Here is a 21,829-nt window from a genome sequence, read left to right as displayed (position 1 = left end):
CCTCCGCATGCGCCTGACTACGCTGAGCGACGGGAGATCACACGGCCCAGGACAGATCGGGAGACCATGGCCCTCGACCTAGACATCGACCGCATCCGTCGGCTCGTCGGCGAAGGCGTCCGCGACAAGGTCTACCCCGGCGCCGTCTGGGCCGTCGGCGACCGCTCGAACATGGCCATCGGCACCCCGGGCGTCCTGGATCCCGACCGGCCCGACGAACCGATGCGGCACGACACCGTCTTCGACGTCGCCGGCCTCACGGAGATCCTCGCGGTGTGGTCGTCCGTCGGATGCCTCGTCGAGGACGGCAGGCTGCACCTCGACGAGCACCTGGGCGACTTCTGGTCCGAGGTGCGCGGCCACCCCCTGGGCCGGGTGAACACCCGCCACCTGCTCACCCACACCGCAGGCCTTCCGCTCCACACCGACCTCGGGAACCGGTACGGCACCCACCCCCGGGACATCCGCAACGGCGTCCTCCGGGAAGCCGTACGCCGTCCGCCCGGGGAGGCCGTGGAGTACACCGACCGCGCCGCCCTCGTCCTCGGCTACCTCGCCGAAGACCTCTCCGGCCAGAGCCTCGACACCCTCGCGGCCACCGGCGTGTGGCAGCCCCTCGGCATGACACGCACCTGCTACGGCCCCTTGCCCGACGAAGCGGCCGCCCGCTGCGCGCCGACCGAACTCGACGACATCACCGGGGTCCGCCTGAGGGGCACCACCCCGTGCCCGTCGGCGCACCTGCTCGGCGGAGTCCGCGGCAGCTCCGGAGTGTTCTCCGTCCTCCCCGACCTCGCGGCCTTCCTCCGCCACCTGCTCCAGCCGAAACAGGACGGGGGCGGCGGGCAACCCGGCTTCGGCCCCGCCTGGGTCCAGGAGTCGCTGCGGATCCGGACCGGCGATCTCACACCCGCCGGCGGACTGCTCTGGCACCCGGCCCCCGGAACGGGCCCCGGGACCGACGACATCTGGGTGCACCACGGCACCACAGGAGCAGCCGCATTCCTCTCTCCGAAGCAGGGCCGCTGGGCGGTCCTGCTGACCAACGAGCTCTACTACGCCAGGGACCACGGGCCCCTCGGCCACGTCCGCGACGCCTTCCGCTCGCTCGCCTTCGCCTGACCGGGGCAGCGGCTTCCGGGGACCGCCTACCCTTGACCCATGACCAGCAGCAGCCACCGGAGCCCGGTAGTGGACGTTCAGGCACCCAAGACCTACGAAGTGCGCACTTACGGGTGCCAGATGAACGTCCACGACTCCGAGCGATTGTCCGGGCTGCTGGAGGACGCCGGGTACGTGCGCGCCCCCGAGGGATCGGACGGCGACGCCGACGTGGTCGTGTTCAACACCTGCGCGGTCCGGGAGAACGCCGACAACCGGCTCTACGGCAACCTCGGCCGGCTCGCGCCCAGGAAGGCGTCCCGCCCCGGCATGCAGATCGCGGTCGGCGGCTGCCTCGCGCAGAAGGACCGCGACACCATCGTGAAGAAGGCCCCCTGGGTCGACGTCGTCTTCGGCACGCACAACATCGGCAAGCTGCCGGTCCTGCTGGAGCGCGCCCGGGTCCAGGAAGAGGCCCAGGTGGAGATCGCGGAGTCGCTGGAGGCGTTCCCCTCCACCCTGCCGACCCGCCGCGAGAGCGCCTACGCGGCCTGGGTGTCGATCTCCGTCGGCTGCAACAACACCTGCACCTTCTGCATCGTCCCGGCCCTGCGCGGCAAGGAGAAGGACCGCCGCACCGGCGACATCCTCGCCGAGATCGAGGCCCTGGTCGCCGAGGGTGTCTCCGAGATCACGCTGCTCGGCCAGAACGTCAACGCGTACGGCTCCGACATCGGCGACCGCGAGGCCTTCAGCAAGCTGCTGCGGGCCTGCGGGGGCATCGAGGGCCTGGAGCGGGTCCGGTTCACCTCCCCGCACCCGCGTGACTTCACCGACGACGTGATCGCGGCCATGGCCGAGACCCCGAACGTGATGCCGCAGTTGCACATGCCGATGCAGTCCGGCTCGGACACCGTCCTGAAGGCGATGCGCCGCTCGTACCGGCAGGAGCGCTACCTCGGGATCATCGAGAAGGTGCGGGCCGCGATCCCGCACGCGGCGATCACCACCGACATCATCGTGGGCTTCCCCGGCGAGACCGAGGCGGACTTCGAGCAGACGATGCACGCCGTGCGCGAGGCCCGCTTCACGCAGGCCTTCACCTTCCAGTACTCCAAGCGGCCCGGCACCCCCGCCGCGACCATGGAGAACCAGATCCCCAAGGAGGTCGTCCAGGCGCGCTACGAGCGTCTCGTCGCCCTCCAGGAGGAGATCTCCTGGGACGAGAACAAGAAGCAGGTCGGCCGCACGCTCGACCTGATGGTCGCCGAGGGAGAGGGCCGCAAGGACGGCGCCACCCACCGCCTCTCCGGCCGCGCCCCCGACAACCGCCTGGTCCACTTCACCAAGCCCGACCAGGACGTCCGCCCCGGCGACGTCGTCACGGTCGAGATCACCTACGCCGCCCCGCACCACCTCCTCGCCGAGGGCCCGACGCTGGGCGTCCGGCGCACCCCTGCAGGCGACGCCTGGGAGAAGCGGAACGCGGCCGAGGCGGCCAAGCCGGCGGGCGTGCTGCTGGGGCTGCCGAAGATCGGGGTGCCGGAGCCGCTGCCGGTGGCGACCGGGAGTGGCTGCGGCTGCGACTGATGGCCTGCCACAATACGGGCGGAAAGGAGCATCACATGTTGCCGTACCGAGTCGCGTTCACCGAAGAAGCCGCCCAAGTGCGTGACAGCCTGCCCGCCGACCGTCGTGACGTGCTGGAACGTGGCCTGGCCATACTGGTGACCGACCCGCGGCACAAGCTCTCCCACGCCGTCCGCGGCGACGAGACGACGCGGGAGATCGCCCTCTCGCGCAACCTCTTCATCGAGTACGTGATCAGCGACGGCAAGCTCGTCGTGCTGGTGCTCACGTTGATCGACCTGACCGACGTGCTGATCGAAGACTGACCTGATGCCGCCGTCGGCGTTACGCTGCCGATCATGCTTGTCGCAGCAGCAGTCTGTCCCTGTCCGCCCGTCCTCGTCCCCGAGGTCGCCGCGGGAGCCGCACCGGAGCTGGACGCCGCGCGTGCCGCCTGCGCCGACGCGCTCGGGGTGCTCGCCGCCGCCCGGCCCGACCTCCTGGTGGTGGTAGGGCCCGCCGAACAGCCGGGACGGGGTGTGTTCCCGCAGGGCAGCCGGGGCACCTTCCGGGGGTTCGGGGCCGAGGTCGACGTACGGCTCGGCGACGCCGCGGCAGGCGGGCCGGACGCGGCCGGTGAGCGCGAGCTGCCGCCCTCGCTCGCCGTCGGCGCCTGGCTGCTGGAGCGCACCGGCTGGGCCGACGCCCCCATCGAGGGGCTCGGCGTCGGCGAGCCGCTGGAGGCCGTGCGGTGCGTCCGGGCCGGCCGGGAGATCGCCGGCCGGGCCGCGCGGGTGGCGATGCTGGTCATGGGCGACGCCAGCGCCTGCCGCACCCTCAAGGCACCTGGCTACCTCGACGAACGGGCGGCCCCCTTCGACGCCGAGGCCGCCCGGGCGCTCGGCGCGGCCGACATCGAGGCGATCAAGGCCCTCGACGCCGACCTGGCGTACCAGCTCAAGGCCGCCGGCCGCGCCCCCTGGCAGATCCTCGCCGGCGCGGCCGAGGGCGCGGACCTCGCCGGGGCCCTCCTCTACGACGACGCACCGTACGGCGTCTGCTACCTGGTGGCGACCTGGTCCTGAGCGCCCCTGGTCCTGAGCGCCGGCCGCACCGCGCCCCCGCCCTGAACGGCTGCCGAAACGGCGGACGGCCGGGAGTCGGGTGACTCTCGGCCGTCCGCCGATCTTCGCCGGGACCCGCCCGGCTCAGGAAGCCGGCGGCGGCCCCTCCGGCCGGGTCGGGGCGGTGGCGTCGGACGTCGTACCGCCCATGGCGTCCGGGTGTACGAACCGGTCCATGGCGCCCTTGGCCCTGCCCGTACGCGTCTGGATCTTGTCGCTGTACTTGCCCTTGGTCTTCTCGTCGACGACCCGCGCGGCCTTGTCGATGCCGTGCTGAAGCTTGTCGACCTTGTCCTCGTGCTGCTGCGCGAAGTGAGAGGCCTTGTCCTTGGCCGGGGCGAGCTTGGCCTTCAAATTGTCCAAAAGACCCATGGTTACCTTCCCTATGGCTTCCCTCGCGGGCCGTTATGTGCGGGCGCCCTCGCCGGCCTCGTTGTCGGCGGCCTCCTTGGCGGACTGCTGCTGAGGGATCTCGGTGCTCTCGGCGGCGGCGGCCGCGGCGCGCTCCGTCTCCGTCCTCGCGTCCGCGCCCCGGCCGCCGTCCTCGTCCGAGCCCTTCGCCGCCGCCTCGGCCTCGGTCGCCTCCTCCGCGGCGTCCTCCGGGCCGGGCCCGTCCGGCTCGGCACCGGCCGGCATCCTGGCCTCCGGCTCTTCCGGCGTCTTCGGCTCTTCCGACGCCTTCTGCTTCTTCCCAAGGAACCGTGCAAAAACGCCCATATCCACTCCATACGTTACTCGTGCGAGCGAAATCCCGCGTGACCCCGGTGCGTCCGATTGCGCCGGACCGGTCGCGGCCTCTCGGCGGCGGTGGCGGGAACCTCGCAACGGGCAACGAAGCCGGACACGCTCCGTCACGTAACTCGTTCGAGAGCCGCCTCCGAGGTTTGCGAGACTGGTGCGGTGAGCAGCGCACCCCCCGCCCCCCGTGTCATCGCCGTCGTCGGCCCCACCGCGGCCGGAAAGTCCGACCTCGGCGTCTTCCTGGCCCAGCGACTCGGCGGGGAGGTCGTCAACGCCGACTCCATGCAGCTGTACCGGGGGATGGACATCGGCACCGCCAAGCTGACGCCCGAGGAGCGCGCCGGCGTCCCGCACCACCTGCTCGACATCTGGGCCGTGACCGTCACCGCCTCCGTCGCCGAGTACCAGCGGCTCGCCCGTGCCCGCATCGACGCCCTGCTCGCCGAGGGCCGCTGGCCGATCCTGGTCGGCGGCAGCGGGCTGTACGTCCGCGGCGCCGTCGACAACCTGGAGTTCCCCGGCACCGACCCCGAGGTCAGGGCCCGCCTGGAGGACGAGCTCGCCCTGCGCGGCTCGGGTGCCCTGCACGCCCGGCTGTCCGCCGCCGACCCCGGGGCGGGCCGCGCGATCCTGCCCAGCAACGGCCGCCGTATCGTCCGCGCGCTGGAGGTGATCGAGATCACCGGGCGCCCCTTCACCGCCAACCTGCCCGGCCACGACTCGGTCTACGACACCGTCCAGATCGGCGTCGACGTGGCCCGCCCCGAACTCGACGAGCGCATCGCGCTGCGCGTGGACCGGATGTGGGAGGCCGGGCTCGTGGCCGAGGTGCGCGCACTGGAGGCGCACGGGCTGCGCGAGGGCCGCACGGCGTCGCGCGCCCTCGGCTACCAGCAGGTCCTGGCGGCGCTCGCCGGCGAGTGCACGGAAGCGGAAGCACGGGCCGAGACCGTCCGTGCCACCAAACGCTTCGCGCGCCGCCAGGATTCATGGTTCAGGCGCGACCCCCGGGTGCACTGGTTGAGTGGGGCCGCGGCGGACCGCGAGGAACTTCCGCGGCAGGCCCTGGCGTTGGTCGAACGACCGGTCACAGCCTGATCACGTCATGGCATCGGGATGCGCCACCGGTCATCGAGGCCTCCGGCGCCGTGCCATCATCGAGCTCCGATCGCAAGTGGAGTCCTAGGTTGGGAGGGCGCGTGGCGATGGAGGCCGGCCCTCGCGACACCGCACACGACACCGAGCACGTCGCCGTCGAGGCCCTCGAACCGGGTGACGTCGAGGAGGGCGAGGGGCGACTCTCGCCGGACGGTCCGGACGACACGGTGGGCGGCGGCGTCACCGCCGACGGCCCCGAGCCGGAGGAGATGTTCGCGAGCGGCCCCGAGGTCGAGGTCGAGCTCCGCCCGCAGCGCCGCCTGCGCCTGTGGCAGCTGGCCCCCATCGTCGGCCTGGCCGCGGTCGGCTCCCTGATGTTCGCCTTCCCGCTGGCCTTCGACTTCGGCGACAGCGGCGCGGTGATCGCGATGCTGGGCCTGCTGATCTGCTCCTGCGCGGCGGGCTGGGGAATGATGGCGGCACGGAAGGTCGGCTACACCTGGCCGGGCCTCCCGGCAAGGGGCTCGGGCCGCACGCCCGACTGGCGCGTGGTGATCGGGTACGTGATCCTGGTGGCGATCGTGGTCGTCCTGGCGGTGTGGCGGGTAGCAAGGCTCCGCTGAGGCGCCCCTTCAGGGGCGCTGGGGCTACCCCCGGCCGAAGGCTGGGGGAGGAACTGCGCGACCAGCCCCCACCGGCCCGCAGCCGAACCACCATCCGAACCACCCCCCACCCCTCCTTTACCCTCGAAGAATGAGCATCCCCTTCCTCAAGGGCCACGGCACCGAGAACGACTTCGTGATCGTCCCGGACCCCGACAACGCCCTGGACCTCACCCCGGCCGCCGTAGCCGCCCTCTGCGACCGCCGCGCCGGCATCGGCGCCGACGGCGTGCTGCACGTCGTACGGTCCGCCGCGCACCCCGAGGCCAAGGGGATGGCCGCCGACGCCGAGTGGTTCATGGACTACCGCAACGGCGACGGCTCGATCGCCGAGATGTGCGGCAACGGCGTCCGCGTCTTCGCCCGCTACCTCCAGCACGCCGGCCACGTCACGGAGGGCGACCTCACCGTCGCCACCCGCGGCGGCGTCAAGACCGTGCACATCGCGAAGGACGGTGACGTCACCGTCGGCATGGGCACCGCCCGCCTCCCCGAGGGCGACGTGACCGTGCGCGTCGGCGACCGCACCTGGCCCGCGCGGAACGTGAACATGGGCAACCCGCACGCCGTCGCCTTCGTCGAGGACCTCGCCGACGCCGGGGACCTCTACACCCCGCCCCCCTTCAGCCCCCCGTCGGCCTACCCCGAAGGGGTCAACGTCGAGTTCGTCGTCGACCGCGGCCCCCGCCACGTCGCGATGCGCGTGCACGAGCGCGGCTCCGGCGAGACCCGCTCCTGCGGCACCGGCGCCTGCGCGGTCGCCGTGGCCGCCGCCCGCCGCGACGGCGCCGACCCTTCGGCCACCGGCGCTCCGGCGACGTACACCGTGGACGTGCCCGGCGGACGGCTCGTCATCACCGAGCGGCCCGACGGCGCGATCGAGATGACCGGCCCCGCAGTGATTGTCGCCACGGGCGAGATCGACGCCGATTGGCTGGGAAACGCCGTCCGTTGAGCTGACCGCACGTCGGGATCCGTGGTCAGGGCGGTCGTTCAACACCTGGATCCACGGCCCGCGTTGCCGCCGTTGGCGAGAAACATGGGCCACCCCCCGAACAGGTGGCGCAAAATCGTAAACCTCAAAATCGTCGCTCGATTGGGTGATCCGTTTCACGCTCGGCGGGAGCCGGTCAATCGGGGGTGATGGGCTCGATAGCATCAAGCACCGGCACGGACGGGGGAACGTCGCCAATCCCTGAGCCTCGTACGCCCTGGGGCCCCGTCCACCGGTCCACGAGCCGGAGGTGCCCATGAGTGCGGAGGCCACGAACCCTGCGACGCCCGGTCCCGCAGCGCCCGCGGCGGCGGTCCGCAGGAAGGCCCGCCCCCGGATCGATCTGCGCCGGCTCGGCCGGGCCGCGCTGCTCGGCAACGCCGCCCGCGGCAAACTCCCCGACGCCATCGGCCACGTCGCCGAGGCGCACCGCGCCCACTACCCCGACGCCGACCTCGAACCCCTGCGCCGCGCCTACGTGCTGGCCGAGTCCTCGCACCGCGGCCAGATGCGCAAGAGCGGCGAGCCGTACATCACCCACCCCCTCGCGGTCACCCTCATCCTCGCCGAACTCGGCGCCGAGACCACGACCCTGACGGCGTCTCTGCTCCACGACACCGTCGAGGACACCGATGTGACGCTCGACCAGGTGCGGGAACAGTTCGGCGAGGAGGTCCGTTATCTGGTCGACGGGGTGACGAAACTCGAAAAGGTCGACTACGGGGCCGCCGCCGAACCCGAGACGTTCCGGAAGATGCTCGTCGCCACCGGCAGCGACGTCCGGGTGATGTCGATCAAGCTCGCCGACCGGCTGCACAACATGCGCACCCTCGGCGTGATGCGCCGCGAGAAACAGGAACGCATCGCCAAGGTCACCCGTGACGTCCTCATCCCGCTCGCCGAACGGCTCGGCGTGCAGGCGCTCAAGACCGAGCTGGAGGACCTGGTCTTCGCCATCCTGCACCCCGAGGAGTACGAGCACACCCGGGAGCTGATCGCCGAGAACGCGGCCCGCGCCGACGACCCCCTCGCGGGGATCGCCGACGAGGTGCGCGGGGTGCTGCGCGAGGCCGACATCCCGGCCGAAGTCCTCATCCGGCCCCGGCACTTCGTCTCCGTCCACCGCGTCAGCCGCAAACGCGGCGAGCTGCGCGGCGCCGACTTCGGCCGGCTCCTGGTGCTGGTCAACGAGGACGCGGACTGTTACGCCGTCCTCGGCGAACTGCACACCTGTATGACCCCGGTGGTCTCGGAGTTCAAGGACTTCATCGCGGTACCGAAGTTCAACCTGTACCAGTCGCTGCACACGGCGGTCGCCCGCACCGACGGACAGGTCGCCGAAGTCCTCATCCGCACCCACCAGATGCACAAGGTCGCCGAGGCCGGCGTCGTCGCCCTCGGCAACCCCTACGCCCCGGCCGCCGACGCCCCCGCGGCCGAGACCGCCGCCGCGGCCGCCCCGGTCGACGGCGAGCGCGCCGACCCCACCCGCCCCGGCTGGCTCTCCCGTCTCCTCGACTGGCAGAAGGCCGCTCCGGACACCGACACCTTCTGGTCCACCCTGCGCGAGGACCTCGCCCAGGACCGCGAGATCACCGTCTTCCGCCCCGACGGCGGCACCCTCGGCCTCCCCGAGGGCGCCACCTGTGTCGACGCCGCCTACGCCCAGTACGGCGAGGACGCCCACGCCTGCATCGGCGCCCGCGTCAACGGCCGCCTCGCGACCCTCAGCACGGTCCTCACGGACGGCGACACCGTCCAGCTCCTGATGGGCCAGGACCCGGCCTCCGAGCCCTCCCGGGAGTGGCTGGAGCACGCCCACACCCCGGCGGCCCGGATCGCCATCCAGCGCTGGCTCGCCGCCCACCCGGACAGCACGGAGGAACCGCCGGCCCCCGCCCCCAGCCGCCCGGTACCCGACTTCCCCGCCGCCGGCACCGCTCCCCGGAGCGCCAGCGCCGTGGTCGCCGACCGCCCGGGCGCGACCGTACGGCTCGCCGGCTGCTGCACCCCCGTACCGCCCGACGAGGTCACCGGCTTCGCCGTGCGCGGCGGAGTGGTCACCGTGCACCGCGTGGAGTGCGCCTCGGTGGCGCACATGAAGAGCACCGGACGCCCCGAGGTGGCCGTGAGCTGGGGCGACAGCACCGCCTGCCGGGTCACCCTGGTCGCCGAATCGTTCGGCCGCCCCCATCTGCTCGCCGACCTCACCGAGGCGATGGCCCAGGAGGGCGCCGAGATCGTCTCGGCGACCGTGGAACCTCCCAGCCAGCAGCGCGTCCGGCACACGTACACCGTGGAGCTCCCCGACGCGGCCCACCTGCCCGCCCTGATGCGCGCGATGCGCAACGTGCCCGGCGTGTACGACGTCGGCCGAGCGCAACACCAGTGACCTACTCGTTCGAGTGGATCGGTCGCGCGTCGTCGCCGTGAGCGCGGGGCGTGCTGGTAACGGTGGTCCATGCCGCTCACCCTCCGCACCCGCCCGTCACAGCGTGCCACCCGACCGCTCCGGCACCGGCGGGCCGCCGCCCTCCTCGCCTCCGCCGTCTCCGTCGCCCTCCTCGGCGCGAGCGCCCCGCCGGTCCCGCTCGGCGTCGGCGACCGGCTCTTCCCGTACCTCGGCAACCCGGGGTACGACGTGGCGTCGTACGACCTCTCCTTCACCTATCCCGGCAGCAACGACAAGCCGCTGCAGGCCGTGACCATCATCGACGCCTGGACCACCACCGACCTGGACCGCCTCAACCTCGACTTCGCGCACGGCAAGGTCGAGTCCGTCGAGGTCGACGGCCGGCCGGCCGCCTTCGAGAGCGCCGGCGAGGACCTGGTCGTCACGCCGGACAAGCCGCTGCGGCAGGGCGACTGGACGCGGATCACGGTGCAGCACACCAGTGACCCGGTCTCCGCCAAGGGCCAGGACGGCGGCTGGGTGCGCACCACCGACGGGCTCGCCATGGCCAACCAGGCCGACGCGGCCCACCTGGTCTTCCCGTGCAACGACCACCCGTCCGACAAGGCGATGTTCACCTTCCACGTCACCGCCCCGAACGGCTACGCCGTCGTCGCCAACGGCCTGCCCACCGAGACGGCCCGGACCGGCAGCACGACCACCTGGACCTACCGCACCCAGCACCCCATGGCCACCGAGCTGGCCCAGGTCTCCATCGGCCGCTCCGCCGTGCTGCACCGCGCCGGACCGCACGGACTGCCCGTCCGGGACGTCGTCCCGAGCGCCGACGCCAAGAAGCTCGAACCCTGGCTGGCCAAGACCCCGGACCAGATCGCCTGGCTGGAGAGCAAGGTCGGCACGTACCCGTTCGAGACGTACGGCGTGCTCATGGCCCAGGCGTCCACCGGCTTCGAGCTGGAGACCCAGACCCTCTCCCTCTTCGAGAAGAAGCTGTTCACCGAGTCCGCGTACCCCAAGTGGTACATCGAGTCGGTCATGGTGCACGAACTGTCCCACCAGTGGTTCGGCGACAGCGTCAGCCCGCGCGTCTGGTCCGACGTCTGGCTGAACGAGGGCCACGCCACCTGGTACGAGGAGCTGTACGCGGAGGAGAAGGGCCACCAGCCCATGATCGACCGCATGAAGGCCGCGTACGGCGCCTCCGACCGCTGGCGCGCCGACGGCGGACCGCCCGCCCTGCCCAAGGCCCCCGAGCCCGGCCAGAAGATCAGCATCTTCCGCCCCAACATCTACGACGGCGCCGCCCTCGCCCTCTACGCCCTGCGCCAGGAGATCGGCAAGCCCGCCTTCGAGCGCCTGGAACGGATCTGGGTCCAGCGGCACAAGGACGCCACGGCGACGACCGCCGACTTCGTCCACCTGGCCTCCGCCGTCGCGAACCGCGACCTCACCGGCTTCTTCGACGCCTGGCTGTACGGCGCGAAGACCCCGCCGATGCCCGGCCACCCGGACTGGAAGCAGGTCCCGGCCCCGAAGAAGCAGACCAAGAAGTGACGGCGGGGCGGCCCCCGGAATAACACGGTGCCGGGACGGGGCGTACCGTGCGACCATCGTGGGGCCGGCACAGCCGGCCACAGGTCGGCTCAGGTCGGCACGGTACGGGTCGCGGGGAATCTCCCGGGGTACTCGTACGTTGAGAAGTCGAAGGCCGGCTTCGGCACTCCCATCGACGTAAGGACCCAATGACCTCCTCTTCTTCCCCTTCCCAGGACACCAGGCGCCTCGCGCAGGACTACCCCGACGGTCTTCGGGCCGAAGCCCTGATGGAAGAGGACGTCGCCTGGAGCCACGAGATCGACGGAGAGCGGGACGGCGACCAGTTCGACCGCTCCGAGCGCGCGGCCCTGCGCCGCGTGGTGGGCCTCTCCACCGAGCTCGAGGACGTCACCGAGGTCGAGTACCGACAGCTCCGCCTGGAGCGGGTCGTGCTGGTCGGGGTGTGGACCTCGGGCACCGTACAGGACGCGGACAACTCCCTCGCGGAGCTGGCCGCCCTCGCCGAGACCGCGGGCGCGCTCGTCCTCGACGGCGTCATCCAGCGCCGCGACAAGCCCGACCCGGCCACCTACATCGGCTCCGGCAAGGCCCTGGAGCTGCGCGACATCGTCGTCGACACCGGCGCCGACACCGTCATCTGCGACGGTGAGCTCAGCCCGGGCCAGCTGATCCAGCTGGAGGACGTCGTCAAGGTCAAGGTCATCGACCGGACCGCCCTGATCCTTGACATCTTCGCCCAGCACGCCAAGTCCCGGGAGGGCAAGGCGCAGGTCTCGCTCGCGCAGATGCAGTACATGCTGCCGAGGCTGCGAGGCTGGGGTCAGTCGCTGTCCCGCCAGATGGGCGGCGGCAAGGGCGGCGGCCTCGCCACCCGTGGTCCCGGTGAGACCAAGATCGAGACGGACCGGCGGCGGATCCGCGAGAAGATGGCGAAGATGCGCCGGGAGATCGCGGAGATGAAGACCGGCCGCGACATCAAGCGCCAGGAGCGCCGCCGCAACAAGGTGCCGTCCGTCGCCATCGCGGGCTACACCAACGCCGGCAAGTCCTCCCTGCTCAACCGCCTCACCGGCGCCGGCGTCCTGGTCGAGAACGCCCTGTTCGCGACCCTGGACCCGACCGTCCGCCGCGCGGAGACGCCCAGCGGCCGCCTCTACACCCTGACGGACACCGTCGGCTTCGTCCGCCACCTGCCCCACCACCTGGTCGAGGCGTTCCGCTCCACCATGGAGGAGGTCGGCGACGCCGACCTGATCCTTCACGTGGTCGACGGCTCGCATCCGGTCCCGGAGGAGCAGCTGGCCGCCGTACGCGAGGTGATCAGGGACGTCGGCGCCACCGGCGTACCCGAGATCGTCGTGATCAACAAGGCCGACGCGGCCGACCCGCTGGTCCTCCAGCGGCTGCTGCGCAACGAGAAGCGCTCGCTCGCGGTCTCGGCCCGCACCGGCCAGGGCATCCAGGAACTCCTCGCCCTGATCGACAACGAGCTGCCCCGCCCGTCGGTCGAGATCGAGGCCCTGGTCCCGTACACCCACGGCAAGCTGGTGGCCCGCGCCCACAACGAGGGCGAGGTCCTCTCGGAGGAACACACCGCCGAGGGCACCCTCCTCAAGGTCCGCGTCCACGAGGAACTGGCGGCGGAACTCGCGCCTTATGTGCCGGCTCCGGCTGCGTAGTAGTTCGTAAGTGAAGGCCCCGCTCCCTTTTCAGGGAGCGGGGCCTTCACTTACGAGGGGCGCGGGGCTGTTCTCAATGTGCGGCTCCGCCGCGTGGGTGCGAGCAACCCACGACGGCCGTCAGCCGCCACACCACAGTCATCGCCACGGCGACAAGGCGTTGTGAACCCCCGCTCACTGATCAGCAAACTCCTTACTGACCCCCTCATAAACCCCCTTGGCCACATCACCGAACCGCGGCCCCGCCAGCCACCCCGAACTCACCGGCCCGATCGACGTGTTGGACACCAGCGCCGGCTTGCCGTCGGCACCCGTCTCCACCCAGCCGCCACCCGACGCCCCACCGGTCATCGTGCACCCGATCCGGTACATCGTCGGCGCCGCCGCATCCACCGACAGCCGCCCGGGCTTGTCGGCGCACCGATACAGCAGCGACCCGTCGTACGGCTTCGCCGCCGGATACCCCGTGGCGGTGATGCTCGACACCTTCGGCACCGCGGGCGCGTCGAAGTTCACCGGCAACGCCGAACCGACCGTCTCCTCCAGCGACTTGCCGCCACTTCCCTGCTCGGGCGTCACATGGATCACGGCGTAGTCGTACGACGCACCGTCACCGCCCGTCTCGCCGCCCTGGTCGATCCACTGCTGCGAGGTCTGCGCCCCGTCGCCCCACCAGACGCCGTACGGCGCGACCTCCGAACGCGTCGCCGCCGTCAGCGCCGAACCGGTCAGCCCCTTGTCGTTGTACGACGGCACGAACGCGATGTTCCGGTACCAGCCGCCGTTCTTGCCGGCGTGCACGCAGTGCCCCGCCGTCCACACCAGGTTGGACTTGCCAGGGTGCGCCGGGTCCTCGACGACCGTCGCCGAACAGACCATCGTGCCCTCGGGGGAGTCGAAGAAGACCTTCCCCGCCGTGGCCGCGCTCGCGTGGTACGCCGGCCGCACCGCCTTCGCCTGGACCGGTTCCGGCGTCGGGTCGGTCACCCCCTGGTCACCGGAGAGGTCGTTGTCGTCGACGCCCTTGTCCTTGTCGGGGTCGTTGGCGTCCCGCATCCGGTCCGGGTCCCACAGGCCCTTGATGATGGGGTTGATGAAGTCGTTGGCCTCGCGCAGCCAGTCGTCCTTGTCCCAGTTCTTCCAGGCGCCGTTCTTCCACTTGTCGATGTCGATCCCGTGCTCTTTGAGCTTGTTCTTGATGTCGTCCGGGATCTTGATCTTGCCGTCACCGGTGTCGGCCGTGGCGGACGCGGACGCCGGGCCGCCCGCGTTGTCGTCGCCGGAGCCGCCGCAGGCGGTGGCGGTCAGCGCCAGCGCCGAGGCGAGGGCGACGGCCGCCAGCGCACGGGGCGCGCCCCTTCCACCTCGAAGGGCGAACGACGGCCGGATGGGTCGCATGGTGGTGACTCCCCCTGTTGGTAAGGAACTTCAGCGCCACACACTATGCGCTCGCTGTGCGGTGCTCCCGATGGATGGGCAACGGTTTTGCTACGGGCCTCACCAGCGGGGCAACCGCAGTTCGCAGGTGGGATCGACGCGTCGCGTGTGACCGGTGTCGTCGCGGGTGCATACACCCGACTCCCGGTACGGCCGGTGCAGTCGGCCGAGCGCGTGGTGGTCGAGTGCGACGTCGAGCCCCGGACCGGTGGACACGGCGGCCGGTCCGGCGGGCCGAACATCGGCCGGACCGTCCATGGCAACCTCACGGCAAGGATCTTGAGACGACCCGTAACCCGCCGGACGGTCCGGGGTTGGTAGCGGTGGGGGTCCGGCTGCCTGTGCCCGGTGCCCGCCGATCAACTCGCCTCTGGACAGCGGGGAGGACAGCGAGCCGTGGCCGTGACGGAGTCGGTGACCGGGGGGACGTACGGGGGAGCGCGCGCGGCGCACGAGGGGATCCTGAGGCGTCAGTCGGCGCGTGAGTCGCGGGCGCGTACCTACGCGCGCGCCCTGCCCATCGTGCCGGTGCGGGCCCGCGGCCTGACCATCGAGGGCGCCGACGGGCGCCGCTACCTGGACTGCCTCTCCGGCGCCGGCACTCTCGCCCTCGGCCACAACCACCCCGTCGTGCTGGAAGCGATCCGCAAGGTCCTCGACTCCGGTGCCCCGCTCTCCGTCCTCGACCTGGCGACCCCCGTCAAGGACGCCTTCATCACCGAACTGTTCCGGACCCTGCCGCCCGGCCTCGCCGACCGCGCCCGCGTCCAGTTTTGCGGGCCCGCCGGCACGGACGCCGTCGAGGCCGCCTTCAAACTCGTCCGGGCCGCGACCGGCCGCACCGGCATCCTCGCCTTCACCGGTGCCTACCACGGGATGACGACCGGCGCCCTGGCCGCCTCCGGCGGAGCCGGCGACGTCCGCGTCGCCCGGCTGCCCTACCCCCAGGACTACCGCTGCCCGTTCGGCGTCGGCGGCCCCCGCGGCGCCGAACTTGCCGCCCGCTGGACCGAGACCGTCCTCGACGACCCCAAGTCCGGCGTCCCCCTCCCCGCCGGCATGATCCTCGAACCCGTGCAGGGCGAGGGCGGGGTGATCCCCGCGCCGGACGACTGGCTCCGCCGGATGCGCCGGCTCACCGCCGACCGCTCCATCCCCCTGATCGCCGACGAGATCCAGACCGGGGTGGGCAGGACCGGCGCCTTCTGGGCCGTCGAGCACAGCGGCGTCACCCCCGACGTGATGGTCCTGTCCAAGGCCATCGGCGGCAGCCTCCCCCTCGCCGTCGTCGTCTACCGCGACGACCTCGACGTCTGGGAGCCCGGCGCCCACGCCGGCACCTTCCGCGGCAACCAACTCGCCATGGCCGCCGGCACCGCCACCCTCGCCCACGTCCGCGAGAACGCCCTCGCCGAACGAGCGGGCCTGCTCGGCGCCCGGCTGCTCGCCCAACTGCGACGGCTCCAGGACGACTTCACGTGCGTGGGAGACGTGCGGGGGCGGGGGCTGATGATCGGGGTGGAACTGGTGGACCCGGAGGGCGAGGAGCCCGCGGGGGATGCGGAGGAGCACACGAGGAAGGCGAGGGCTCACGGGGACGGTGACGTGGTCGCGGTGGCGCGGGGCGCCGCGGTGAGCGGGTGGGAGGGGGACGCCCGGCCCGGGCCGCGCCCCGCCGCTCCCGAACTGGCCTCGGCCGTGCAGCGCGCCTGCCTGGAACGCGGCCTGATCGTCGAACTCGGCGGCCGCCACGCCGGTGTCGTACGACTGCTGCCGCCACTGACCATCACCGACGAACAGGCGGCCGCCGTAGTGGACCGCCTCGCCGACGCCGTGGCGGCCGTGGCCCGCGACCCGGCCGCCCACCGTGCCGGGCCCCGACGACCCGAGGACCGCAAGGAACCGGACGACTGACCGGCGCCCCGGGAAAACCCCGGCCGGCCCCCACTCCCGACACGAACCCGCCGCCCGGACCGCTCGGATCATCCGGACCACTCGGACCACTCGGACCACTCGGACCGCCCGGATCATCCGGACCGCCCCACGAAACGAACCACCCCACATCATCCGCACCCCTCTCATCAGGACACTCAGCACTCGACTCGCCACCCGACCAGTACGGTTCGCCGGCCCGACGCCGAACACCGCACCGCCCGAGCCCCGAGGAACCCTCCTTGAACGCCACCCCCGCGCCCGACGACAACGGAGACCAGGGCCCACAGGGACGCCCCGTTCCGCTCGCCGAGTCGGTCCCCCAGCAACGAGGCCGGACCTCCCAGCCCGAACGGCCCCGCGACGACACGGGAGACCTCCTCGAACACCCCGACCCGGGCATCGCCGCCCAGGCCGCGGCCGTGGAGAACCTGCTTCGCTGCTGGGTACGCGAGACGAACCTGCCAGCGCCCGACACCGGCACCCTCCGCATCCCGCTCCCCGCCAGCGGTACGGCGCTGATCACCCCGATCCGCCACTGGTCCCCGACCGGCTGGCACCGCTTCGGCCCGCTCCGCCTGGCAGGCGCCCCCGACACCGCTCCACCCGTCGACGCGGTCACCCTCGCCGCCCTGCTCACCCGCGAGACGACCACGGGACCAGCGGGCCCCACCGACCGAGGAGCCGAGGGCAGCACCGGCCATGCCGGAGGGAGCGCTGGCCATGCCGGCCCCGGCACCGGCCACGCCGGGAGCCTGGCCGGCCACACCGGAGGCGCAGTCGGCCACGCGGCCGACGGAGCTCCCAGCAGCACCCGGGCCACCCCCGACAGCGCCGACCTCGTGGCCCGGGTCGCCGACTCCCTGCGTCGCACGGTCACCTTCATCGCGGACCGGCGCGCCCACCCCGCCGACGGCCCCGACCGCTTCCTCGCCGCCGAGCAGGCACTCCTCCTCGGGCACCCGCTGCACCCGACCCCGAAGAGCCGCGAGGGCCTGACCGAGGCCGAAGCCCGGCTCTACTCACCGGAGTTGCGCGGCTCCTTCCCCCTGCACTGGATCGCGGTCGCCTCCTCCCTGCTCGCCACCGACTCGGCCTGGACCGAGCGAGGCCGTCCCGTCCCCGCGGCGCACCTCATGGAACGCCTGGCCGGCACGGCTCTGCCCCTGCCCGACGGCTGCGCCGCCGCCCTGCCCCTGCACCCCTGGCAGGCCGGCGAGATCGGTCACCGCGAGGAGACCGCCGCCCTCCTCGACGCCGGGCTCCTGCGCGACCTGGGTCCGCTCGGCGCCCCCTGGTGTCCCACCTCCTCCGTACGAACCGTCCACCGCACCGGTGCCGCCGCCATGCTCAAGCTGTCGCTCGGCCTGCGCATCACCAACTCCCGCCGGGAGAACCTCCGCAAGGAACTCCACCGGGGCGTCGAGGTGCACCGCCTGCTGCGCTCCGGCCTCGCCAAGCAGTGGCAGGCCGCCCACCCCGCGTTCGACATCGTGCGCGACCCCGCCTGGCTGGCCGTCGAGGGCCTGGACGGCCGGCCCGTACCCGGACTCGACGTGGTGATCCGGCACAACCCGTTCACCCCCACCGACGACGTGTCCTGCGTCGCCGGGCTGGTCACACCCCGGCCCCTCGACACCTCGGCGGCGAACGGCGGGCCCCGCCCGTACCGTTCCCGGCTGGCCCGGGTGGTCTCCCGGCTCGCCGAACGCACCGGTCGGCCCGTGGGTGCCGTCAGCGCCGAGTGGTTCCTGCGCTACCTGGAGCAGGTCGTCCGCCCGGTGCTCTGGCTCGACAGCGAGGCCGGCATCGCCCTGGAGGCGCACCAGCAGAACACCCTCCTCCTGCTGGACGCCGACGGCTGGCCCGCCGGCGGGCGCTACCGCGACAACCAGGGCTACTACTTCCGCGAGTCCCGAAGGGCCGACCTCGACGCGCGGCTGCCCGGCATCGGCGAGCACAGCGACACCTTCGTCTCCGACGAGGTCACCGACGAGCGCTTCGCCTACTACCTCGGCATCAACAACGTGCTCGGCCTGATCGGCGCGTTCGGCTCCCAGCGGCTCGCCGACGAGCGGCTGCTGCTCGCGGCGTTCCGCCGGTTCCTCGCCGCCGCGGCCACCGGACCCGCCCGGCTGCGCAGCCCCCTGCCCGGCCGCCTGCTCGACTCACCCGTCCTGCGCTGCAAGGCCAACCTGCTGACCCGGCTGCACGGCCTCGACGAACTCGTGGGCCCGGTCGACGTCCAGTCTGTCTACGTCACCATCACCAACCCCCTCCACTCCTCTGCCTCACCCTGCTGACCTCACCGACCCCGTCACCGACTCTCATCCACCGCCTTTCCTTCCCTGCCTTTCATCCAGCGACCGAGGAACATGACCCACCTCGTCTCCTGAGAGGAGCGCACCATGCCTCCCACCGACGCGAGCGCCGACCCAGGCGCCGTCCCGGTCCACCCCGGATGCTCCGGGCCCTCCGGCCACCCCGGCCGTACCGGACCCGCCGAGGACATCAGGGACTGCGAGGACACCCTGGACCTCCGCCTGCCCGACGAACTGCTCGCCCTCGTCGCCGGGACGGTGCCCGACGCCTGCGGGGCCGACGAGCGAGCCCCCGGGCGCACTCACGACCGATCCGGCCCACTCGACCCGCCCGGCCCGTCCAGCCCCCCGGGCCCGCTCGACGCGCGCGACCTGCTCGACCAGGTGGGCACCTGGGGTCCCGCCAAGACCCCCGTCGGCCTCTTCCACCTGCTGCCGGTCCACGTCGAACGCGACCTGCCGGTCATCAGCGGCTGGATGAACGACCCCGGCGTGGCCGCGTTCTGGCAGCTGGCCGGCTCAGGGGCGCGGACGGAGGACCATCTGCGGGCCCAGCTCGCGGGGGACGGACGCAGCGTGCCGTGCCTGGGCATGCTCGACGGCACCCCGATGAGCTATTGGGAGATCTACCGGGCCGACCTGGACCCACTCGCCCGCCACTATCCGGCCCGCCCGCACGACACCGGCGTCCACCTCCTCGTCGGCGATGTCGCCGACCGGGGCCGGGGACTGGGGTCCGCCCTGCTCAGAGCCGTGGCCGACCTCGTACTCGACCATCGCCCCGCCTGCGCGCGTGTCGTCGCTGAACCCGACCTTCACAACACCCCCTCCGTGGCCGCCTTCCTCAACGCGGGCTTCCGCTACGCCTCCGAGGTCGACCTGCCTGCCAAACGGGCCGCCCTCATGATCCGGGACCGGTCCCTACGTCATCTGATGTAGCGCTGAGTGATTGTGTGTACACATGTAGTACGAAGCGGCGACCGATCGAGTTCCCGGCCGCCGGAAAGTTTTCCGAGCGTCCCGGCCGCCGGCCTGCCCTTCCCCCTTGGCCTGCCGGTACGGGAGCCCTCGGCGTGATCCCACCCCCCGTCCCTGCCTTGATCGCCCGGTTGTCAGTGCTGGGTCGTAGGGTGGTCGCGCTATGACGAAGCCCTCACTCCCTGAACTCCTGCATGCCGCTGTCACAGCTGTCGGCGGTACGGAGCGCCCCGGCCAGGTGACCATGGCCGAATCGGTCGCCGAAGCGATCGACGACGGATCCCATCTGCTGGTCCAGGCCGGCACCGGCACCGGTAAGTCGCTCGGCTATCTGGTGCCCGCGCTCGCACACGGAGAGCGGGTGGTCGTGGCGACGGCGACCCTCGCCCTGCAGAGACAGCTTGTCGAGCGGGATCTGCCGCGTACCGTCGACGCCCTGCACCCGCTGCTGCGTCGGCGCCCGGAGTTCGCCATGCTCAAGGGCAGGTCGAACTACGTGTGCCTGCACCGGCTGCACGAGGGCATGCCGCAGGACGAGGAGGAGGGCCTCTTCGACCAGTTCGAGGCGGCCGCGCCCACCAGCAAGCTCGGTCAGGACCTGCTGCGCCTGCGCGACTGGGCCGACGAGACCGAGAACGGCGACCGCGACGACCTCACACCGGGTGTCTCCGACAAGGCCTGGGCGCAGGTCTCGGTCTCGTCGCGGGAGTGTCTCGGCGCGTCCAAGTGCGCCTACGGTGCCGAGTGCTTCGCCGAGATGGCCCGTGAGCGCGCGAAGCTCGCCGAGGTGGTCGTGACCAATCACGCCCTGCTCGCGATCGACGCCATCGAGGGCGCCCCGGTGCTCCCGCAGCACGAGGTGCTGATCGTGGACGAGGCGCACGAACTGGTCTCCCGCGTCACCGGCGTCGCCACCGGCGAACTCACCCCGGGCCAGGTCAACCGCGCGGTCCGGCGCGCCGCCAAGCTGGTCGACGAGAAGGCCGCCGACCAGCTCCAGACCGCCGCCGAGGGCTTCGAGCGGCTGATGGAGCTGGCTCTGCCGGGCCGCCTGGAGGAGATCCCGGAGGATCTCGGTTACGCCCTGGCGGCGCTCAGGGATGCCGCCCGCACCGTGATCTCCGCGCTCGGCACGACCCGCGACAAGTCGGTCCAGGACGAGGACGCGGTCCGCAAGCAGGCGCTGGCCTCCGTGGAGACCGTGCACGACGTGGCGGAGCGGATCGTGAACGGCTCCGAGTGGGACGTCGTCTGGTACGAACGCCACGACCGCTTCGGCGCCTCCCTGCGGGTCGCCCCGATGTCCGTGTCCGGCCTGCTCAGGGAGAAGCTCTTCGCGGACCGCTCGGTCGTCCTCACCTCGGCGACCCTCAAGCTCGGCGGCGACTTCAACGGTGTCGGCGCCTCCCTGGGCCTCGCCCCGGAGGGCACGGAGGGTGAGGACCTCCCGCAGTGGAAGGGCGTCGACGTCGGCTCGCCCTTCGACTATCCGAAACAGGGCATCCTCTACGTCGCCAAGCATCTGTCGCGCCCCGCACGGGACGGCGACCGCGCCGACATGCTCGACGAACTGACCGAGCTGATCCAGGCTGCAGGCGGCCGCACGCTCGGCCTCTTCTCCTCGATGCGGGCCGCCCAGCAGGCAGCCGAGGAACTGCGCGTCCGGATTCCCGAGTTCCCGGTACTCCTGCAGGGCGAGGAGACCCTCGGCGAACTGATCAAGAACTTCGCTGCCGACCCCAGGACCTGTCTCTTCGGGACGCTGTCGCTCTGGCAGGGCGTCGATGTCCCCGGACCCAGCTGCCAGCTGGTCGTGATGGACAAGATCCCGTTCCCGCGCCCGGACGACCCGCTGATGAGCGCCCGGCAGAAGGCCGTCGAGGACGCCGGCGGCAACGGCTTCATGGCGGTCGCCGCCACCCACGCCGCGCTTCTGATGGCCCAGGGCGCCGGCCGGCTCGTACGTGCGTCGGGGGACCGCGGCGTGGTCGCCGTACTCGACCAGCGCCTGGCCACCGCGCGGTACGGCGGCTATCTCAAGTCCTCGCTGCCCGACTTCTGGTACACCACGGACCGTAACCAGGTCCGTAGGTCGCTGGCGGCGATCGACGCCGCGGCGCGGCAGGCGGAGGCGGAGTGACCGCGGGTTGGGGGGGGCGGGGGCCGGGGCGGCCCACCCCCCGGGCGGGGCGGCCGGCTGGGGGCCCGGGGGGCGCGCCAGGG

The 21,829-nt window shown here is 72.2% G+C and carries 18 protein-coding genes; 14 read left to right on the top strand and 4 right to left on the bottom strand.

Annotated elements, in window-relative coordinates; translation table 11 throughout:
• Window positions 1-66 precede the first annotated feature (66 nt).
• The 4 genes from ABT137_RS36525 to ABT137_RS36510 are packed head-to-tail and all read left to right on the top strand — an operon-like array spanning window position 67 to window position 3,755.
• Window positions 67-1,122 (top strand): serine hydrolase domain-containing protein, encoded by a 1,056-nt coding sequence (locus tag ABT137_RS36525; protein WP_351715455.1) that lies wholly within the window; start codon window positions 67-69, stop codon window positions 1,120-1,122.
• A gap of 39 nt (window positions 1,123-1,161) precedes the next feature.
• On the top strand, window positions 1,162-2,691 hold the full coding sequence (gene miaB, locus ABT137_RS36520) for a tRNA (N6-isopentenyl adenosine(37)-C2)-methylthiotransferase MiaB (protein ID WP_351715454.1): 1,530 nt from the start codon (window positions 1,162-1,164) through the stop codon (window positions 2,689-2,691).
• Window positions 2,692-2,726: 35 nt separating this feature from the next.
• Window positions 2,727-2,996: a hypothetical protein gene (locus tag ABT137_RS36515; RefSeq protein WP_351715453.1), complete on the top strand. Its 270-nt coding sequence runs from the start codon at window positions 2,727-2,729 to the stop codon at window positions 2,994-2,996.
• Window positions 2,997-3,029: 33 nt separating this feature from the next.
• Complete coding sequence (locus tag ABT137_RS36510; protein ID WP_351715452.1) at window positions 3,030-3,755, top strand: class III extradiol dioxygenase subunit B-like domain-containing protein; 726 nt, start codon at window positions 3,030-3,032, stop codon at window positions 3,753-3,755.
• 123 nt (window positions 3,756-3,878) lie between these two features.
• Here the strand turns inward: ABT137_RS36510 and ABT137_RS36505 are convergent, their stop codons facing one another.
• Together ABT137_RS36505 and ABT137_RS36500 are read right to left on the bottom strand one after the other, a co-directional pair.
• Window positions 3,879-4,166, bottom strand: a complete 288-nt coding sequence (locus tag ABT137_RS36505; RefSeq protein ID WP_351715451.1) for an antitoxin — start codon at window positions 4,164-4,166, stop codon at window positions 3,879-3,881.
• Window positions 4,167-4,199: 33 nt separating this feature from the next.
• Complete coding sequence (locus tag ABT137_RS36500) at window positions 4,200-4,511, bottom strand: hypothetical protein (protein WP_351715450.1); 312 nt, start codon at window positions 4,509-4,511, stop codon at window positions 4,200-4,202.
• Window positions 4,512-4,694: 183 nt separating this feature from the next.
• Between ABT137_RS36500 and miaA the strand changes: the two genes are divergently transcribed.
• From miaA to hflX, 6 genes are all read left to right on the top strand, one after another.
• Window positions 4,695-5,633 (top strand): tRNA (adenosine(37)-N6)-dimethylallyltransferase MiaA, encoded by a 939-nt coding sequence (miaA, locus tag ABT137_RS36495; protein ID WP_351715449.1) that lies wholly within the window; start codon window positions 4,695-4,697, stop codon window positions 5,631-5,633.
• Between the two features lie 107 nt (window positions 5,634-5,740).
• The gene (locus ABT137_RS36490; protein ID WP_351715579.1) at window positions 5,741-6,256 is read left to right on the top strand and encodes a hypothetical protein; all 516 of its coding nucleotides are present in this window, start codon (window positions 5,741-5,743) and stop codon (window positions 6,254-6,256) included.
• 130 nt (window positions 6,257-6,386) lie between these two features.
• Window positions 6,387-7,250 carry a diaminopimelate epimerase gene (gene dapF / locus ABT137_RS36485; RefSeq protein ID WP_351715448.1) on the top strand — a complete coding sequence of 288 codons (864 nt, stop codon included), beginning with the start codon at window positions 6,387-6,389 and terminating at the stop codon, window positions 7,248-7,250.
• A gap of 295 nt (window positions 7,251-7,545) precedes the next feature.
• Entirely contained in the window at window positions 7,546-9,681 is a 2,136-nt protein-coding gene (locus tag ABT137_RS36480; RefSeq protein WP_351715447.1) for a RelA/SpoT family protein, read from the top strand.
• Window positions 9,682-9,750: 69 nt separating this feature from the next.
• Window positions 9,751-11,256, top strand: a complete 1,506-nt coding sequence (locus ABT137_RS36475; protein ID WP_351715446.1) for a M1 family metallopeptidase — start codon at window positions 9,751-9,753, stop codon at window positions 11,254-11,256.
• 188 nt (window positions 11,257-11,444) lie between these two features.
• The gene (gene hflX, locus ABT137_RS36470; protein WP_351715445.1) at window positions 11,445-12,938 is read left to right on the top strand and encodes a GTPase HflX; all 1,494 of its coding nucleotides are present in this window, start codon (window positions 11,445-11,447) and stop codon (window positions 12,936-12,938) included.
• A gap of 174 nt (window positions 12,939-13,112) precedes the next feature.
• On the opposite strand, the gene ABT137_RS36465 is transcribed toward hflX, so the two are convergent.
• On the bottom strand, window positions 13,113-14,336 hold the full coding sequence (locus ABT137_RS36465; protein ID WP_351715444.1) for a trypsin-like serine peptidase: 1,224 nt from the start codon (window positions 14,334-14,336) through the stop codon (window positions 13,113-13,115).
• A gap of 99 nt (window positions 14,337-14,435) precedes the next feature.
• The gene (locus tag ABT137_RS36460) at window positions 14,436-14,591 is read right to left on the bottom strand and encodes a hypothetical protein (RefSeq protein ID WP_351715443.1); all 156 of its coding nucleotides are present in this window, start codon (window positions 14,589-14,591) and stop codon (window positions 14,436-14,438) included.
• Between the two features lie 180 nt (window positions 14,592-14,771).
• Between ABT137_RS36460 and ABT137_RS36455 the strand changes: the two genes are divergently transcribed.
• The 4 genes from ABT137_RS36455 (at window position 14,772) to ABT137_RS36440 (ending at window position 21,746) form a co-directional block, all read left to right on the top strand.
• Complete coding sequence (locus tag ABT137_RS36455; protein ID WP_351715442.1) at window positions 14,772-16,289, top strand: diaminobutyrate--2-oxoglutarate transaminase family protein; 1,518 nt, start codon at window positions 14,772-14,774, stop codon at window positions 16,287-16,289.
• A gap of 260 nt (window positions 16,290-16,549) precedes the next feature.
• A complete protein-coding gene (locus ABT137_RS36450; RefSeq protein WP_351715441.1) occupies window positions 16,550-18,610 on the top strand; it encodes an IucA/IucC family protein in 2,061 nt (686 codons plus the stop codon).
• A gap of 105 nt (window positions 18,611-18,715) precedes the next feature.
• Entirely contained in the window at window positions 18,716-19,567 is an 852-nt protein-coding gene (locus ABT137_RS36445; protein WP_351715439.1) for a GNAT family N-acetyltransferase, read from the top strand.
• Window positions 19,568-19,769: 202 nt separating this feature from the next.
• Window positions 19,770-21,746: an ATP-dependent DNA helicase gene (locus tag ABT137_RS36440; RefSeq protein WP_351715438.1), complete on the top strand. Its 1,977-nt coding sequence runs from the start codon at window positions 19,770-19,772 to the stop codon at window positions 21,744-21,746.
• Window positions 21,747-21,829: the final 83 nt, after the last annotated feature.

It is taken from the genome of Streptomyces sp. NPDC001980 (assembly GCF_040296885.1).
In the GTDB taxonomy this organism is placed as follows: domain Bacteria; phylum Actinomycetota; class Actinomycetes; order Streptomycetales; family Streptomycetaceae; genus Streptomyces.
The sequence above is the reverse complement of the archived record's forward strand: the minus strand, read 5'-3'. Positions and strand labels throughout refer to the sequence as shown.